This window comes from Paractinoplanes ovalisporus (genome assembly GCF_016834655.1).
Lineage (GTDB): Bacteria > Actinomycetota > Actinomycetes > Mycobacteriales > Micromonosporaceae > Actinoplanes > Actinoplanes ovalisporus.
The window spans coordinates 40,580-57,247 of the sequence record NZ_JAENHP010000013.1 but is presented as its reverse complement, the minus strand read 5'-3'; the positions used below and the strand labels follow the sequence as shown (position 1 = coordinate 57,247).

Below are 16,668 nucleotides of genomic sequence, written 5' to 3'. Positions count from 1 at the left end.
CGAGGAGGTCACCCCGTGGCGATCTCCGGAAGGCAACTTTCCCGGCGGGGTTCGTCGCGCCACAGGCAGACCTGGATCGTGACGGCCTGGCCGTTGATGGTGGTCGGCACCGCGGGCGTGTGCACGTAACCCCGTTCCTCCCGGGGCAGCGCCACTTCGCAGCTGCGCCACGTGCCGTCGGGCGTGCTCCACCGCACCCGGGCCCCGCCCGCCGTCGGCACGTGGTCGTCCGAGCCGGCGCGGCCCCAGTAGTACGTGCGGCCCTCGTGCCGGGCGTAGCGGGCCGAGCCGTTCATCTCGTCGAAGTCGAGCGTGGGGTTGAGCCGGGTCGCCTCCTTGTCGTCGAACAGCTGCGTCGAAACTCCGATGATGTCGCCGGGCGCCGCCCCGAGCAGGCAGTCTTCGTCGGCGGACGGCATCAGCGTGTACGCCGTGACCCCGCCCGCCGCGGCCAGCAGCACCACGGCCGAGCCGGCGACCAGCCACCGGCGCCGGCGGCCCGGCCGCTGGGGCGGGCGGGTCGTGAAGTAGGCGTCGATCGTCGGGGCAGCGGGCGGCTCGATGGTGTCGACCGTGGCGCCGGGCCGCGGCGCCGGGACCATCGCCGGCGCCTTCTCGTCGGACTCCCGGGCCTGCGCCACCAGGGCGGCCACCCGGTCGACGGCCACCTCGAGCCGCTTGGCGTCCTCGTCGCCGAACGGCCGGTTCGCGATCAGGTGGGAGGCCCGGGCGACCGCCACCACCGAGGTCTTGTCGGTGATGTGGCGCAGGTCGCCCGCGAGCACCCCGGCCACGATGTCCTTGTCGACCGAGACGCCCGGGGCCAGCCGATGGGTGCGGATGACCTCGGCCAGGTGCCGCAGCGACCCCGCCTTGCGGCGCCGTTTCGGCTCCGGCTGCCCGGGCGGTGGCTGGTAGGCGCCGTCGCGCTCGGCCCGTGCGGCCGCCGCGTTGACGCTCGACGCCACGAGCTGCGCGGCCTCGTCGACCTGCTTCCACCACGGGGTGATCGAACCGTCCACTATGCCCTCCCATCGGCCGGCGTCATTGTTCCAGACCGTCGCTCGCCCGCCCCGCGGGCGTTAATCCGTTGTCCGGGGCCGCTGCCGTCCCTACCGTGGAGATCACCAAACCGGTGGTTGGAGGAGGTGACCCGGTGACTGATGTGCTCGTTCTCAACGCCGACCTGGGGCCACTGCACCGGGTGAGCCTGCGGCACGCCGTGCGGATGCTGGTGCGGCAGGTGGCCGAGGTGCACGAGGCGCAGCCCGACCGCGTGATCGGTGTGTGGCAGGTCCCGACCGTGGTTCGGCTGGTGACCTATGTGGTCACCCGCTGGCGGCACAGCCGCGGCCCCGGCTGGTCGCGCGCCGGTGTGATGAACCGTGACGGCAAGCGCTGCGCCTACTGCGGCAAGGCCGCCACCACCATCGACCACGTGCTGCCGCGTTCGCGCGGTGGCGCCAACAGCTGGCTCAACACGGTCGCCGCCTGTTATGCCTGCAACCAGCGCAAGGGCGACCGGACGCCGGCCGAGGCGCGCATGCCGCTGCGGGTCACTCCGGCCGAGCCTCGGTGGGGAGCGCTGCTGTAGCGGTCCAGCTGGCCGGCATGGCCAGCGCGTCGGCCGAGGGCGTGGCCGGCCGGGCGCCACGCCCGAGCGAGGGCAGGCCGGCCCGCTCGGGGGTGATGCGCCCCCGGCGCGTGGTGAGGAAATCGCGAACCTCGCTGCGCTGGTCCATGCCCCCGACGCTACGTCGTCGCGGTGCCCCGCTGGGCGGCCCGGTCGTTACCAGGCTCGCGTTCGGGCAGGTCACGCTGGTAGAGCAGGCTGCGGTGGGTCGGGCGGTAACCCAGCGACTCGTTGGTGCGGCGCATCGCGACGTTGCTGTCGGCGGTGTCGGCCAGCAGGCCGTCCAGGGCGGGGAACATTTCCCGTACACGGGAGATCTGCGCGGCCTTCATCCACTGCGCCAGCCCCTGACCGCGATGCTCCGGCAGCACCCCGGTGCCGTAGTGCTGGGCGTCGCCCGCGCCCGAGGCCGGGACCACCAGCTCGGTGAAGCCGGCCATCTCGCCGTCCGGGCCGATCGCCGCCGTGGTGCACAGGGTCTCGCCCCGCTGGGCCACCGCGTCGGCGACCGAGTGCAGCCGGGCCACGTCCCACGCCTGCGGCACGTAGCCGGTGTCGCCCATCGGCATGTCGTCCATGGCGGGCCGGGCCCGCGCGAACGTCTCGGCCAGCTCGTCGGCGACGGTGCCCTCCCAGTGCACGAGCCGGTAGCCCAGCACGGGCCTCTCCGCCGGGTCGGCGCCGGCCAGGGCGAGCCGGGTGTAGGTCAGGGCCAGCACCGGCCGGAAGCCGCGGGCCAGGCAGAAACCGTCCTCGCCGGGCCGGACGGGCTCGGTCAGCAGCGCGTTCATGCCGTGATCGACGGCCGACGCCGTGAGCGCGTCGAGCAGCCGGGTGCCGACGCCGTTGCGCTGCTCGGCCGGGTGCACGTGGATCTGCACGTCGGCCGTGCGTCCGGCCGCGGGCAACCACAGGAACGCCGTGCCGAGCGGCCGCCCGTCGTCGCCCGCGGCCAGCCAGGCGAACCGTTCGCGGCGGGAGGGATCGATGAGCGGCGTCAGTTGCATGGCGGACATTATGGCGAGAGCGGCGCAGGAATGTCGTACCCCCGTGGCATGCTCGCCGCGTGATCGTCGACTTCGAGGCCGAGCTGTGGATCTGGGACGCGCGCAAGGGCGAGAGCTGGACGTTCGTGAGCCTGCCGGTCGAGGAGTCCGACGTGATCCGCGACCTCACCGAGGGCACGCGGCGCGGGTTCGGCTCGGTGCGGGTCAAGGTCTCGTGCGGCACCAGCCACTGGCAGACCTCGATCTTCCCCGGGGGCGGCGGGGGTGCCTACGTGTTGCCGATCAAACAGGCGGTGCGCCGCGCGCAAGGTCTGGAACCGGGCGACGTGGCGACGGTTTCGGTGGAAGTTCTCGGTCTTTAGACATGGAACCCCGGTGCGCGCTGGCGCTGCGCACCGGGGAGAGGTCAGGGCTCGCCCGTCCGACGCCGGGGGACACCGGACGGACGGCCCCGGTCTATATCCAGCATTACCCGGCTCGGTCGTCTTTTACCAACGACGGCGGCGGTAATGCCCATGGTGCCGATAGTGGCCGTGGTGGCGGTAGTGGCCGTGATGGCCGCGGCGGTAGTGGCCGTGATGGCCGTAGGCGCCCGGGGGTCCGTAGTAGCCGCCGTGATGCCCACGCTTGTGGAGCTTCGACGCGAGCAGCGACATCAGCATCCTCTTGATGGAACCACTCAAAACAGGCCTCCTTGATGGGGTCCTCTACCACGGTAGGTGGCGAAGTCCAGCACAGCCTGTGACGTACCTGGCGATTCCCTGAGACCTGAACGCGATCAACCACGCCAGCGGATCATCGCGGCGGTCGCGTCGTCGCGGAGTTCGCCCTGCTCATAGCTGACGATCGTGTGGATGAGCCGCCGCATCACCTCGGGCGCGGAGAGGCCCAGCCCCAGCGACTCGGTGATGAACGCCGTCAGCCGATCGAGACCGAACAGGGCCCCCGCGCGGTCCCTCGCCTCGGTGATCCCGTCGGTGTAGAGCACCAGTGTGTCACCGGGTTCCAGCTGCTCGGTGGTCAGCCGCGGCCCCCGCCCGAGCATGTTGCCCAGGCCCAGCGGCAGAGCCGTCGGCGTCACCGGGCTCGGCCGGGAGCGGCCCTGCCGCAGCAGCAGTTCGGCCGGATGCCCGGCGCTGATCCGCCGGTAACGACCGGTTCTGGTGTCCAGCTCGGCCAGGATCGCGGTGACGAAGCTGCCCGGATATTGCGCCCGGATCCACTTGTCGATCGACTGGTAGGTGTCGGTCAGGCCCAGCCCCGACCGGCGCGCGTTGCGATAGGTGTTGAGCGTCAGTGTGGTCAGGGCGCTGGCCGCGATGCCGTGGCCGACCGTGTCGAACAGCCCCACGTGCAGGATGTCGCCGTTGGCGGCGTAGTCGAACGCGTCCCCGCCCACGTCGTAACAGGGTTCGAGCACCGCCGTGACCATGGTGCCGTCGACCGCGAACGTGAGCGGCGGCAACTGGTTCCACACGATCTCGGCCGCCAGCTGCATCGGCTCGCGTCGCCGGGTGTGCTCGACCGCATCGCCGTAGCCGCGCCGGCTCACGATCAGCTCGGCCACCAGGGCGGCGATCACCTCGAGCTCGTCGAGATCGGCCGCGCGCGTCCGCAGTTCCAGCACGCCGAGCCGTTCGGCGCCGTGCAGCAGCGGCAGCCACACGCAGTCGTCCGACATGGTCGCCCGCGCGGTCGTGAAGGCCTCGCCGGCCGGGGTGCCGTCGACCGGCACCGGGGCGAGACCGGTCGAGTCGTGGCCGCGCAACGGATAGAGCTTGAGCTGGCCGTAGTCGACCAGCATGACCGCGGCCGTCGAGGCGCCCAGCAGCGGGGCTGCGTCGTGCAGCAGGGCGGGCAGGTCTTCGGCCCGTCCCCGATGCCGCAGGCCCAGCAGCCTGCGCACGGCTTCCATCGCCTCGGGCACGAGCCCATCATGCCCCGGCGGGCCCGTGCTCAATCGACCCGGTACCGCTCCACCAATCCGGCCAGGATCTCCCGCGTACGGGTGAGGTCGTCGATCTGCCTGGTCACCCGGTCCAGCTCGGACGTAAGGCGCTCGGCCAGCCACGGCGTACGGATGGCCTCGTTGTTGATGCACGGCAGAACGTCCTGAATGGTCGCGCTGTTCAGCCCGGCCGACAGCAGCGACTGGATCAGCGAGACCCGCTCGACCGCCGTCTCGGGATAGTGCCGCTGCCCGCCGCCGCTGCGCGAACTGGCCAGCAGCCCCTGCTCCTCGTAGTACCGCAGGCTCCGGGCGCTCGCCCCGGTGGCCGCGGACAGGTCGCCGATCCGCATCGGAAAACCTCCCGGAAACCCTTGACCCTGACATGGGTGTGAAGTTTTAGCGTAGCCGTATGACAGCCGCAACCGCCGCCCTGATCCAGCCGGTTACTCTCGCCGGACTCCCGCTGAGCAGCCAGTTCGTGATGGCACCGATGACCCGCGAACGCTCGCCGTGGGGCATCCCGACGCCGGAGAACGCCGCCTACTACCGCCGGCGGGCCGAGAACGGCATCGGCCTGATCATCACCGAGGGCGTGCTCGTCGACCACCCCAGCGCCGGGCACCAGTCGGCCGTCCCACGTCTGACCGCGGGCGCCGCCGAAGCCGGCTGGCGGCACGTCACGAGCGAGGTGCACGCCGCCGGGGGCCGCATCGCCGCGCAACTGTGGCACCTCGGCAGCGAACGCGAGCCGGTCGACGGCCTCGCCTCGTGGACCCCCACCACGATGACCGGCCGTGACTTCGACACCATCATTTCCGCGTACGCCGAATCCGCGCGGGTCGCCGTCCGGGCCGGGTTCGACGCCGTCGAGGTGCACGCCGCCCACGGATATCTGCTCGACGAGTTCCTGTGGCCGGTGACCAACCCGTCCCGGGCCCACCGCGGCTTCCCGGCCGAGGTGGTCCGCGCGATCCGTGCCGAGATCCCCTCGTGCATGCCCCTGATCGTCCGGTTCTCCCAGTTCAAGGAGCGCGACTACAGCGCCCGCATCGCCGAGACGCCGGGGGAGCTGGCGACCATCCTCGAAGGCCTGCGCTCGGCCGGGGCCGACGTGCTGCACGCCTCCCAGCGCCGCTTCTGGGAGCCGGTCTTCGCCGGCAGCGACCGCAACCTCGCCGGCTGGGCCCGGCACCTGACCGGCCTGCCCTCGATCACCGTCGGCTCGATCGGCCTGACCCCCGATTTCGTCACCTCCGACCGGATGCGGGAGCTGCTGGACCGGCACGCGGCCGGCGAGTACGACGCGATCGCGCTGGGCCGGGTGCTGCTTGGCAACCCGGCCTGGGTCACCCACGCCGGCGCCGGTCAGGTCGACAAGATTCACGCCTATCACAAAACGGACGAGGAGCGATACTTCTGATTTTCCAGCGCGGAAGCCGCCTGACTTGGTGGAATCGTCACCATGGTGGCCGAAACGCCCAGAGCAGCCGTACGCGCATGGCGTGACGGGCTGGTCAACCTCGACGCCGGCAACCGCCTGCTCAACTTCCGCCCCACGGCCACCGGCACCCTCGAGATCGCCGGGCCGGCCGCCGGCGACATCGTCTCGGCCCTGCGCGGCGACCGTGACTACGGGTTCCTGCCCGCCGGTGCCCGCCCCGAGCCCGGTGGCCTGTTCCGCACCGGCCTGCCCGCCGTCGCGCTGGGCGCTCAGTTGCGCCGCTTGCTGCGCAAGTCCCGCCAGGACTTCCTCGACCGTGGGGTGGCCGCCCTGCATCTGGCGATCGGCATGCTGCACTGGCGCGACGAGGACGGGGTGGCCCTGACCAGCCCGATCCTGTTGCTGCCGGCCGAGCTGGTCGCGCACGGGCCGGCCGACGTGCCCCGGCTGCGGGTGCGGGGCGAGGACCCGGTGGTCAACCCGGCCCTGGTGCTGCGGCTGCGCCGGATGGGGATCGCCGTGCCCGGGGTGGACGGGCTGGCCGGGCTCGACGTGCGGGACTACCTGGAGGCGTTGCGGGCGACGGTCAGCAACCGGGACTGGCGGGCCGAGGAGAGTGTGCTGCTGTCGCGGTTCACGTTCCACAAGGAGGCCATGTACCGGGATCTGCTCGACAACGAGTCGCGGATCGTGGCGCATCCGCTGGTGCGGGCGCTGGCCGGCGAGGTCGGGACGCTGGACGGGGTCGGGGTCGCCAACGCCCGGAGCGAAGCCGGTGGACGGGGTTCCCGGAGCGAAGCCGTCGGCATCGGTTCGCGCGGCGCGGTTGGCGCACAAAATGCCGGAGAAGTTGGCACGCCACCGGCCTGTGGACAACCGGTTCAGCCGCCCCCGGAGGCGGTAAGTTCTCCCCACCTCTCCCCGGGTGGGCGGAGGGGTGGCGGGTGGGAAGGCAGGGAGTCGTACACAGACGATCTCCCCGGCACAGACGATCTCCCGCTGGTGCTGGACGCCGACGCCACCCAGCGGGCCTGCATCGAGGCCGCGCTCCGGGGCGAGAGCTTCGTCCTCGACGGCCCACCCGGCACAGGCAAGTCCCAGACCATCGCCAACATGATCGGCTGCCTCCTCCACGCGGGGAAGACGGTTCTGTTCGTCTCCGAGAAGGCGGCCGCCCTCGAAGTCGTCCGCAACCGCCTCGCGGGCGTGGGCCTCGAGGCGTACCTCCTGGAACTGCACAGCCACAAGGCGACCCGCAAAGAGGTCGCCCGCGCGCTCGCCAACTCGCTCGACCGCCCGGAACCGGCGAGCGAAGCCGGGCGCGACCACACCCGGCTGCGGGAACTCCGCGCGATGCTCGACGGCTACGCGGTCGCCATGAACGTACGGCGGGAACCGCTCGGTCGCAGCCTGCACGAGGTGCTCGCCGAATGCGCCCGCCTCACCGGAGTGCCCGAGGCGCCGCCTGTGCCGAAACCGGGTGAACTTACCCCGCAGGCCCTGCACGACGTGCTCGAAGCGGCCGACGACCTGGCCGAGGGGCGGCGGGCGGCGGCCACGGCGACGACCTTCCCCTGGCGTGACGTCACCGGACGCGCGTCCCTGAGCGACATGCTCCGGCGGGCCCAGCAGGCGCTGGACGCGCTCTGCGCCGAGGCGGAACAGCACCGGCGGATGGCGGCGGCGTTCGGCGCGACCCGGCCGGCCGGCGCCGGGAACCTGGCCATGCTGGTCACCCACGCCGCCCGGCGGCCCCGGGCGGTGGACGACGCCTGGCTCACCGCACCGAGCCTGGAACCGGTCGCGCGGGCGGCCGAGCGGCGGGGCCGGCGACTGGCGGAGGCGCGCCGGGCCCGGGCCGCGGTACGGGAGGCGGCCGGCGTCGAATGGCACCAGCTGCCCGAGGCCGACCCGCCCGCGGTGGGCCCGGGCGATCTGACCGCCGCCACGGCCGAGGAGACGGCCCGCCGGCTCGCCGCCGAGGCCGACGCGCTCGAGGAACTGCATCTGGCGGTCGCGCCGATGGCCGCGCGGCTCGGGCTGCCGGCCGTCGAGACCTTCGCCGACCTGAATCGGTTCGCCGCTCTGGCCGAACTCGCGTCGCGGGCCGGTCGGCCGGAGCCGTTCTGGTTCGGGCCGGGTGTGCTGCCCGGTGTCTCGGTGGCGGCGGCCGCCCAGCGCCACTGCGCCGAGGCGGTGGCCGCAGCCGAGGCCGAGTGCCGCCGCTGGTTCCACCCGGCGATCGTCGACCAGCCGGTGGAACAGCTGGCCGAGCGGCTGGCCCACGAGCACCGCGGGGTACGCAAGCTGCTCGGCGCGTACCGGCGGGACTGGGACGCCGTCGCCGCGTACGCGCTGCCCTCGGTTCCGCCGGCCGAGGCTGTTGCTCACATCGGCGCCGCTGTGGCCTGGCAGCGGGCGCGGCGCGAGCAGATCGCGGCCGAGCACCAGTACGCGCCGCTACTGGGCCGGTTCTGGCGGGGCGGCGCGGCGCTGCACCAGGCCTTGGAGCTGGCGGGTGAACTGGTGCGGCTCAGCCCGCCGGGAGCGTTGCCGGCCGTGGCCGACCAGATCTGCCGCCCCGCCCCCGACCCGGAGTTGGCGCGCCTGGCGGTCCGGGTGCGCGCTCTCGCCGTACGGGAATCGGCCGCCGACACGCCGCAGGACGCGTGCGAACGCCGTCGCGCCCGGATCGGGCCGTTGACCGAGGTGTCGACCGCCCTGCAGGCCTTCGCCCGGGTGCTCGGCCGCGACCCCGGCCTGGGTGAGGCGCGGCACCTGGCCCGTCTGCGCCGCGCGGCCGCCGACGAGGAACGGATCCTGGCCGACGACACCGCCGCCGCCACGGCCACGCTGGGGGAGGCGGCCGTCCACGACGACCACCTGGACGAGGCGGTCACGTGGACGAACGCGGCCCGCCGGCTCACCTCGGGCGTGGACCGGCCGCTCACCGGGGAACAGGCGGCCGCGCTGCGCTCGGACGGCGGGGCCGCGGTTCTGGCCGAACGGTTCGGGGCCTGGGAGGACGCCCGCGACACGGTCGTGACCGCGTTCGCGCCCGGCCGTCGCGCGCAGATCGAGGCCGAACTCGACGACTACGACGGGGCGCTGCTGTCCGCGCTGGCCGACGACCCGGACGGGCAGCAGCAGTGGCTTGCCTACGACCGGGCCCGGCGGGTGCTCACCCCGGAGACGATCCGGTTCTGCGTCGAGCGGCGGGTGCCGGCCGACCTGATCCGGCCCGCCCTGCACCGGGCGCTGCTGGCGGCGTGGGCCGACGCGGTGATCCGGGACGACGCGCGCCTGCACCCGATCGGCGGGGCGGAACGCGACCGGCTGGTCTCCGAGTTCCGTACGCTCGACGCGGCGCTGGCCGGGGAGGCGCCGGCCACGATCGTCGCCGCCGCCGAGCAGCGCCGGGCCGCCGGGCGCGTGCCGGCCGAAGTGACCCTGCTCCGGCGCGAGGGTATGAAGGAGACACGGCATCTGGCCGTACGGGATCTGATCGCCCGCACCCGCACGACCGTGCAGGCCGGCAAGCCCTGCTTCCTGATGTCGCCGCTCGCCGTGAGCCAGTTCCTGCCGGCCGACCTGACGTTCGACGTGGTCGTCTTTGACGAGGCGTCGCAGATCGCCCCGGCCGACGCGATCAACTGCCTGTACCGGGCCGACGCGGTGATCGCGGCCGGCGACGACCGGCAGCTGCCGCCCACCTCGTTCTTCACCCGCGCCGACTCCGACGACGACAGCGACGGCAGCGACGTGAACGACTTCCAGTCCATCCTGGAGCTGGCCAAGGGCTGTGGCGCCTTCCCCGGCCACGGGCTCGGCTGGCACTACCGCAGCCGCCACGAGGCGTTGATCGCGTTCGCCAACAACCGGTTCTACGACGGCCGGCTGCGGACGTTCCCCGGTGCGAACGCCGACCCTGAGACGGGTGTCGAGTTCATCCCGTCCCGGGGCGTCTACCGCCGGGGCAGCACCCGCGACAACCCGGCCGAGGCCGAGATGGTCGCCGAACGGGTGGTCGCGTGCCTGACCACCCGGCCCGACCTGTCGCTGGGCGTGGTGACGTTCTCGGTGGCGCAGGCCGAGGCGATCGAGGCCGCCCTGGAACGCGCCGCCACCCGTCACCCGGGCCTGGACCGGCTGCTCGACGGCGACCGGCTCTCCGGCTTCTTCGTCAAGAGCCTGGAATCGGTGCAGGGCGACGAACGCGACGTGATGATCTTCTCGATCGGGTACGGCCGCGACGAGAACGACCGGATCAGCACCCACTTTGGCGCCCTCAACCAGCCCAACGGGTGGCGCCGGCTCAACGTGGCGATCACCCGGGCCCGGCGCCGCGTCGAGATCATCTCGTCGGTGCGGTCCCGCGACATCCCGGAGTCGGCCAACGAGGGCGTACGGCATCTCGCCGCCTACCTGGACTACGCCGAGCGCGGCGCGGCGGCGCTGCCGGTGCGGGACCCGGCCGCGGACCCGCTCGTCGCCTCGGTGCTGGAGACCGTACGCGGCTGGGGTTACCGCGCGAAGGCGGACATCGGGCTGGACGGCTACCGCATCGACGTCGGCGTGCGGCACCCCACCCCGGCGGGTGGGTTCGTTCTGGGCATCGAGTGCGACGGACCGCGGTACGGCTCGATCAGTTCCGCCCGCGACCGTGACCGGCTCACGTCCGAAGTCCTCACCGGACTCGGCTGGCGCCTGCACCGCGTGTGGAGCGCGGCGTGGCACCGCGACCGCGCGGGGGAGGAGGCCCGGTTGCGGGAGGCGATCACGAAGGCGGCCGGAGACCTGCCCACCGCGGGGCCCCGACCCTACCGCCGGGTAGACTCGCTCGGCCTGCGGCTCGTCCCCTGAAGGAACCTGAAGAAGAGGCTGACGGACCGTTTAGGACCGGTTACGGTATTGACTCGTTGCGCTCGGATGTCCAGCATATGTCGCGTGACATCCGGGACCCCTTCGGCGCCGGCCGCGCCGGTCAGCTGCGTTGCCTTCCGCGCTGACGGACGTCGGCTGGCCAGCGGGACCCAAGCCGGCACGGTGACCGTCCTGGAGACCAGCGATCCCGGCCGCCCGGTCACCATGACCGAATTTGCCCATCGCTCGGCGGTGCTCGCCGCGTCCTGGAACCCGGGCGCGTCCGATCTGCTCGCCACCGGGTCGGCCGACGGCACGGCGGCGGTGTGGCGGGTCGTCGACGACCGTCCGCCGCACCTCATGAAAATCCTCGGTGGTCACCCGGCCGCGGTCACCGGCGTCTCCTGGATGCCCGACGGGCAGCACCTGCTCTGCCAGCTCGCCGACGGCCGGGCCGCGGTGTGGCGGGCCTTCGCCGAGGCCTACCTGGGCGAGATCGACGATTGCGTACGCCTCGACGTGAGCTCGGCCGGGCTGGTGGCCACGGTCGGCGCCAACGGCTTCGTGGCCGTCCGCGACCTGGCCCAGGACCGCACGCCCCTGGCCGGCCGGGCCGCCCCCGCCGTGGAGGCGTGCGCCTGGTCGCCCGACGCGACGACGCTCGCCCTGGCCCGGCGCGACGGCGCGATCGAACTGCGCAACGCCCACCTCGACCCGATCCGCACCGTCCGGGCGGGCGACGCGGCCCTACGGTCGGTCACCTGGTCGACCGACGGACGGCATGTGCTGGCCGGGGCGTACGACGGAACCGTCTTCGCGATCGACTCGGCGAGCCGGCCCGTGTGGCGGCTGACCGACCCGACGATCCGCACCCGGTCGCTCGCCGTCGGCGGGCCGGTGCTGGCCACCGCCACCTTCGCCACCCGGCCCTACCTGCTCGACGCCACCTCGGGCACCCCGCTCACGCCCGGCCTGTCGCTGCCCGCCCTGCCCGCGCCGACCCGGCCGTTCCGGGGCGGTGTGCTGGCCGCCGAGGGCCGCGTCGTGACGGCCGGCCCGCCGGAGGACCGCACGGTCGTCGTCGAGCACGACCTGCGCGTCGGCGCGATCGACTCCCTGGCCGACCGGGTCGTCGTCTCGGCCGCACACCAGGCCGTCCGCGTGGCCCGGCTCGACGCCAGCGCGTACGAGGTGGAACGCGGCATCACCCTGCGGGCCCCCGAACCGGTTCGTACGGTGGCGCTGCTCGGCACGCCCGAGACAACGGTGGTGGTGGCCGCGTCGTACGAGTTCCGGCTCTACTCGTGGACCGTCGACTGGACCGGGCCGCCGGTCGGTCCCACCCTGGCCGGCGAGTTTGGTGCCGGCATCGCCGCGCTGCAACGCCTCGACGAGCAGCGCCTGACCGCGACGGACCACCGCGGTGAGCTGGTGATCCTCGCGCTGGGCGCCGATGGAGCGCTCTCCTCCTGAGTTTTTATTCGAACCGGGACGGATCGCCCGCGCCGACCCGCAGGACCTCGGGTTCGCCCTCCGACAGGTCGACCACGGTTGTCGGTTCCACGCTGCCCTCACCCGAGTCGACGACGGCGTCGACGACGTGGTCCAGGGCCTCCTTGATCTCCCAGCCCATCGTCATCGGCTCCTCCTGCCCCGGCAGCAGCAGCGTGCTCGACACCAGCGGCTCGCCCAGCTCCTCGAGGATCGCCTGCGCCACCACGTGGTCGGGGATGCGCGCGCCGACCGTCTTCTTCTTCGGGTGCAGCAGGCGGCGCGGAACCTCCTTGGTGGCGGGCAGGATGAACGTGTACGGGCCCGGGGTCGACGCCTTGACCAGCCGGAACGACGCGTTGTTGATCTGCACGAACTGCCCCAGCTGGGCGAAGTCGCGGCACATCAGCGTGAAGTGGTGCCGGTCGTCGAGGTGGCGGATCTCGCGGATGCGGTCCAGGCCCTCCTTGTTGCCCATCCGGCAGCCGAGCGCGAAGCACGAGTCCGTCGGGTAGGCGATCAGCCCGTCACCCCGGACGATCTCGACCACCTGCCGGATCGAGCGAGCCTGCGGATTGTCCGGGTGCACGTCGAAATACTTCGCCACCCGCAAAGCCTAGTGAACTCCGCCCGAGCTCGTGATCGACTCGCCGCGCCCCGGTGCTCACTTCCCTTTCCCGTACGGCGGGTGGCTGCCCGCCTTCAGAGACCGGTCACCGGGTCTTCCCTTGCCACGACGCGGCTTCCCTCGTACGGCGGGTGGCTGTCCTTTGCTACGGCGCCGGATTTCCCTCGTACGGGTGAGGGCCGCTTGCTACGACGTGGGTCGCCGGGCGGCGTGCAGGGCGTGGATGACCGCCGCCATGTCCGCCTCGCTGTGCCCGAGGGCGGCCGTCGCGGCGTACAGGTCGCGGCAGACGTCGAGCAGCGGGGAGGCGACGTCACGGTGGCGCGCGGCGGCGACGATCAGCTCGTTGTTCTTGAGCACGTCCCGGATCGACGCCTGCACCGCGAAGTCGGCCTCGACCAGCTTGCCCGCCTTGCCGCGCGAGACGGCGCTGGCCATCGGCCCGGCGTCGAGCACCTGCCGCAGCAGGCCGCGATCCAGCCCGTACGCGTCGGCGAAGTGGAACGCCTCGGCCAGCCCGGTGACCATGCTGATCAGGAACGTGTTGACCGCCAGCTTCATGAGCAGCGCCCCCGGAACCGGCCCGCAGTCGACCACCTGCCGGCACATCAGGCCCAGCAGCCCGCCGAGCCGCTGCTTTGCCGCCGGATCGCCGGCCACCATCGCCACCAGCTCACCCGCTTCGGCCGGCCCACGCGAGCCCGAGACCGGCGCCTCGACATAGCCGCCCTTCACCCGCGCGCCCAGCCGGGCCGAGAACTCCGGGCTGGTCGTGCCCATGTGCACCACCAACGCCGACGACGTGTCGACGCCGTCGAGCACTTCGTCGATCGCGGCCTCGGTGGCCAGCATCAGAAACACGATGTCGGCCCGCTCGAACACCTCGGCCGGGCTCGCCGCGCGGAACGCGCCGGGCGGAGTGTCCCCACGGTCGGTGCGGCTCCACACGACCAGGTCGGTGCCGCCCTTGGCGAGGTTGGTGGCCATCGGCGTCCCCATCACGCCAAGCCCGAGAAACCCTACGGTCATGCCGCTCACCGTAGATTCGCGCCGCCGCCGGGCACGCGAGCCAATTCGCCGGTCGTGGCCCGCGCTCGTGGCCCCGCGTTCGTGGCCCGCGGCGTGGCTTCGCGCTCGTGGCTTCGCGCCATCCGAAACGGGGCTCGGAGGCCACTGTGGACTGTGTCATGCTGCGGGCGTCGGCGGATCGACTGCACCGGAGGCCCAGCCCATGCCCGTGTCCGTGAACCTCGACGACCTGCTCGACGAGCCCTTCCGTGACCTCCCGCTCACCGACCTGGTCAACGCCCCCGTCTCCGCCCTCTCCGGGGTCAGCGAGGAGGAGGCCCAGGGCCTGAGCCTGGTCTTCGGCATCAACACGATCGCCGACCTGGCCGCCAACCCGTTCATCCGCGCGGCGGTCGCCATCACGCGCATGGCCGAAGCGGCCGAGCTGCCGCCTCCGCCGCCCGCCTGAGCCGGGGTCGTCAGCGGTACCAGGCGGCGGTTTCCCGGGCGCGGCCGCCGAGCCGGGCACGCCGGTCGCCTTCACCGGCACCGACACGCTGCGGATCGAGGACGGCCGGTTCGCCGAGTACCGGGTCAACTCCGACATCCACGTCCTGCTGGCCCAGCTGAAGGTCGGTTGAGCCCCGCGAACCGTGGCGGGATCGGGCCCGGCGGACCATGCTGGGGGTTGTGGAAACTGAACTCTTCATCGGCGGCAAGTGGGTTCCCGCCTCCTCCGGGAACCGTTTCGACGTGCTGGACCCGGCGACCGGCGAGGTGATCGCGTCGGTCGCGGACGGGGGCGAGAGCGACGCCATCGCGGCGGTGGACGCGGCGGCCGAGGCGGGTGCGGGCTGGGCGGCCACGGCTCCGCGCGTCCGCGGTGAGGTGCTCCGCCGGGCCTGGGAGCTGATGACCGAGCGGGCCGACGAGCTCGCCAAGATGATCAGTCTCGAGAACGGCAAGGCCCTGGTGGATGCGAAGGGCGAGGTCACGTACGCGGCCGAGTTCTTCCGGTGGTTCGCCGAGGAGGCGGTGCGCGGCGAGGGCACCCTCGCCACCGCCCCCTCCGGCGCCAACCGCATCCTGGTCACCCGGCAGCCGGTCGGCGTGTGTGTGCTGGTCACGCCGTGGAACTTCCCGGCCGCCATGGCCACCCGCAAGATCGGTCCGGCGCTGGCGGCCGGCTGCACCGTCGTCCTCAAACCGGCCAGCGACACCCCGCTCACCGCACTGGCCATGGCGGCGATCCTGGCCGAGGCCGGTGTCCCCTCGGGTGTCGTCAACGTGCTGCCGTCGCGGAGCTCGGGCAAGGTCGTCTCGCGGATGCTGCACGATTCCCGCGTACGGAAACTCTCCTTCACCGGCTCCACCGAGGTCGGCCGCATCCTGCTCGCCCAGGCCGCCGACAACGTGGTCAACACGTCGATGGAGCTCGGCGGCAACGCGCCGTTCGTGGTCTTCGCCGACGCCGACCTCGACGCCGCCATCGAGGGCGCGATGATCGCCAAGATGCGCAACGGTGGCGAGGCGTGCACCGCGGCCAACCGCTTCTACGTCGAGTCGTCGATCGCCGCCGACTTCTCGCAGCGCCTCGCCTCGCGTATGGCCGCCCTTAAGGTCGGCCCCGGCACGGCCGAGGGCACGCAGGTCGGCCCGCTCGTCAACGAGGACACCGTCGGCAAGGTCGACGAACTGGTGAAGGGCGCGATCGAGGCCGGCGCCAAGGCCGAGACCGGTGGCCGCCGCCCCGAGGGGCCCGGCTTCTACTACCCGCCGACGGTGCTGACCGGGGTCGCCCCCGACTCGCCGATCCTGCGCGAGGAGATCTTCGGGCCGGTCGCGCCCATCGTGACGTTCAGCAGCGAGGAGGAGGCCGTCCGGCTCGCCAACGACACCGAGTTCGGCCTGGTCGCGTACGTCTACACCACCGACCTGGCCCGCGGACTGCGGGTCAGCGAAGCCATCGAGGCCGGCATGGTCGGCCTCAACCGGGGCCTGGTCAGCGACCCGGCGGCGCCGTTCGGCGGCGTGAAGCAGAGCGGCATCGGCCGCGAGGGCGGGCACGAGGGCCTGCTGGAGTACCTCGAGTCGAAGTACATCGCCGTCAACTGGTGATGATGTCCTTGCGCATCCGCACGATCGGGACGGGGGCGCCCCCACGGGCGTCCTCGGTCCGGTCCACCTCGGCGAACCCGTACGCGCGATAGAGCGGCTCGCCGGCCAGGGTCGCCATCAGCTCGAGCCGCGTGAAGCCCTCGGCGGCGGCCGCCCGCTCACACAGCCCCAGGATGAGCCGCCCGACCCCGCGCCGCGTGAACTCCGGGTGCGTGTACATCGCCCGTACCTTGGCCGGGTCTTTCGCCGGATCGAGCAGTGCGGCGTCCCGGCTCGCGAAGTGGTCACCGCCGTAGAGCGTCGCCCGCCGGCTCCACCCGCCGCAGCCGGCCAGCCGCCCCTCCGACTCGATCACGAAATACGTGCCGTCGTCGATGAGCTGCGTGTCGAGCCCCATGATGGCCGCGCTGCTGCGGACCTGCTCGTCGTCGAGAAACCCCTTCTGCAGCTCCGCGATGGCCCGCTCCATCAGCTCCCGCAGAGCCCCCACATCGTCGCGCGTGGCCAACCGGCTGCTCAGAGACATGC

Annotated in this window: 15 protein-coding genes; 7 read left to right on the top strand and 8 right to left on the bottom strand. The window is 72.7% G+C overall.

Annotated elements, in window-relative coordinates; translation table 11 throughout:
* Window positions 1-8 precede the first annotated feature (8 nt).
* On the bottom strand, window positions 9-1,022 hold the full coding sequence (locus tag JIG36_RS31540) for a hypothetical protein (protein ID WP_203380049.1): 1,014 nt from the start codon (window positions 1,020-1,022) through the stop codon (window positions 9-11).
* A 134-nt stretch (window positions 1,023-1,156) separates the two neighbouring features.
* Here JIG36_RS31540 and JIG36_RS31535 point away from each other — a divergent pair, with 134 nt between their 5' ends.
* Complete coding sequence (locus JIG36_RS31535) at window positions 1,157-1,594, top strand: HNH endonuclease (RefSeq protein WP_203380048.1); 438 nt, start codon at window positions 1,157-1,159, stop codon at window positions 1,592-1,594.
* Here JIG36_RS31535 and JIG36_RS31530 read toward each other — a convergent pair.
* Together JIG36_RS31530 and JIG36_RS31525 are read right to left on the bottom strand one after the other, a co-directional pair.
* A complete protein-coding gene (locus tag JIG36_RS31530; RefSeq protein WP_203380252.1) occupies window positions 1,557-1,742 on the bottom strand; it encodes a hypothetical protein in 186 nt (61 codons plus the stop codon). The genes JIG36_RS31535 and JIG36_RS31530 overlap by 38 nt on opposite strands.
* A gap of 10 nt (window positions 1,743-1,752) precedes the next feature.
* Window positions 1,753-2,640 (bottom strand): GNAT family N-acetyltransferase, encoded by an 888-nt coding sequence (locus JIG36_RS31525; protein WP_203380047.1) that lies wholly within the window; start codon window positions 2,638-2,640, stop codon window positions 1,753-1,755.
* Between the two features lie 59 nt (window positions 2,641-2,699).
* Here JIG36_RS31525 and JIG36_RS31520 point away from each other — a divergent pair, with 59 nt between their 5' ends.
* Window positions 2,700-3,002 carry a DUF1905 domain-containing protein gene (locus JIG36_RS31520; RefSeq protein ID WP_203380046.1) on the top strand — a complete coding sequence of 101 codons (303 nt, stop codon included), beginning with the start codon at window positions 2,700-2,702 and terminating at the stop codon, window positions 3,000-3,002.
* Window positions 3,003-3,418: 416 nt separating this feature from the next.
* Here the strand turns inward: JIG36_RS31520 and JIG36_RS31515 are convergent, their stop codons facing one another.
* Together JIG36_RS31515 and JIG36_RS31510 are read right to left on the bottom strand one after the other, a co-directional pair.
* Window positions 3,419-4,567 (bottom strand): PP2C family protein-serine/threonine phosphatase, encoded by a 1,149-nt coding sequence (locus JIG36_RS31515; RefSeq protein ID WP_203380045.1) that lies wholly within the window; start codon window positions 4,565-4,567, stop codon window positions 3,419-3,421.
* Between the two features lie 29 nt (window positions 4,568-4,596).
* Window positions 4,597-4,941 (bottom strand): MerR family transcriptional regulator, encoded by a 345-nt coding sequence (locus tag JIG36_RS31510; RefSeq protein WP_203380044.1) that lies wholly within the window; start codon window positions 4,939-4,941, stop codon window positions 4,597-4,599.
* 59 nt (window positions 4,942-5,000) lie between these two features.
* Between JIG36_RS31510 and JIG36_RS31505 the strand changes: the two genes are divergently transcribed.
* The 3 genes from JIG36_RS31505 (at window position 5,001) to JIG36_RS31495 (ending at window position 12,368) form a co-directional block, all read left to right on the top strand.
* Complete coding sequence (locus tag JIG36_RS31505) at window positions 5,001-6,011, top strand: oxidoreductase (protein ID WP_203380043.1); 1,011 nt, start codon at window positions 5,001-5,003, stop codon at window positions 6,009-6,011.
* A 42-nt stretch (window positions 6,012-6,053) separates the two neighbouring features.
* Complete coding sequence (locus JIG36_RS31500) at window positions 6,054-10,895, top strand: PDDEXK-like endonuclease domain-containing protein (protein WP_203380042.1); 4,842 nt, start codon at window positions 6,054-6,056, stop codon at window positions 10,893-10,895.
* An 84-nt stretch (window positions 10,896-10,979) separates the two neighbouring features.
* Window positions 10,980-12,368 carry a WD40 repeat domain-containing protein gene (locus JIG36_RS31495; RefSeq protein ID WP_307872986.1) on the top strand — a complete coding sequence of 463 codons (1,389 nt, stop codon included), beginning with the start codon at window positions 10,980-10,982 and terminating at the stop codon, window positions 12,366-12,368.
* Between the two features lie 4 nt (window positions 12,369-12,372).
* Here the strand turns inward: JIG36_RS31495 and JIG36_RS31490 are convergent, their stop codons facing one another.
* Complete coding sequence (locus JIG36_RS31490) at window positions 12,373-12,993, bottom strand: L-threonylcarbamoyladenylate synthase (protein ID WP_203380040.1); 621 nt, start codon at window positions 12,991-12,993, stop codon at window positions 12,373-12,375.
* A 207-nt stretch (window positions 12,994-13,200) separates the two neighbouring features.
* On the bottom strand, window positions 13,201-14,088 hold the full coding sequence (locus JIG36_RS54295; protein ID WP_307873003.1) for an NAD(P)-dependent oxidoreductase: 888 nt from the start codon (window positions 14,086-14,088) through the stop codon (window positions 13,201-13,203).
* A gap of 157 nt (window positions 14,089-14,245) precedes the next feature.
* On the opposite strand from JIG36_RS54295, the gene JIG36_RS31480 reads away from it, so the two are divergent.
* Window positions 14,246-14,491, top strand: a complete 246-nt coding sequence (locus JIG36_RS31480) for a hypothetical protein (protein ID WP_203380038.1) — start codon at window positions 14,246-14,248, stop codon at window positions 14,489-14,491.
* 209 nt (window positions 14,492-14,700) lie between these two features.
* Window positions 14,701-16,140, top strand: a complete 1,440-nt coding sequence (locus JIG36_RS31475; protein ID WP_203380037.1) for an NAD-dependent succinate-semialdehyde dehydrogenase — start codon at window positions 14,701-14,703, stop codon at window positions 16,138-16,140.
* Here JIG36_RS31475 and JIG36_RS31470 read toward each other — a convergent pair.
* The gene (locus tag JIG36_RS31470; protein ID WP_203380036.1) at window positions 16,130-16,666 is read right to left on the bottom strand and encodes a GNAT family N-acetyltransferase; all 537 of its coding nucleotides are present in this window, start codon (window positions 16,664-16,666) and stop codon (window positions 16,130-16,132) included. The genes JIG36_RS31475 and JIG36_RS31470 overlap by 11 nt on opposite strands.
* Window positions 16,667-16,668 lie beyond the last annotated feature (2 nt).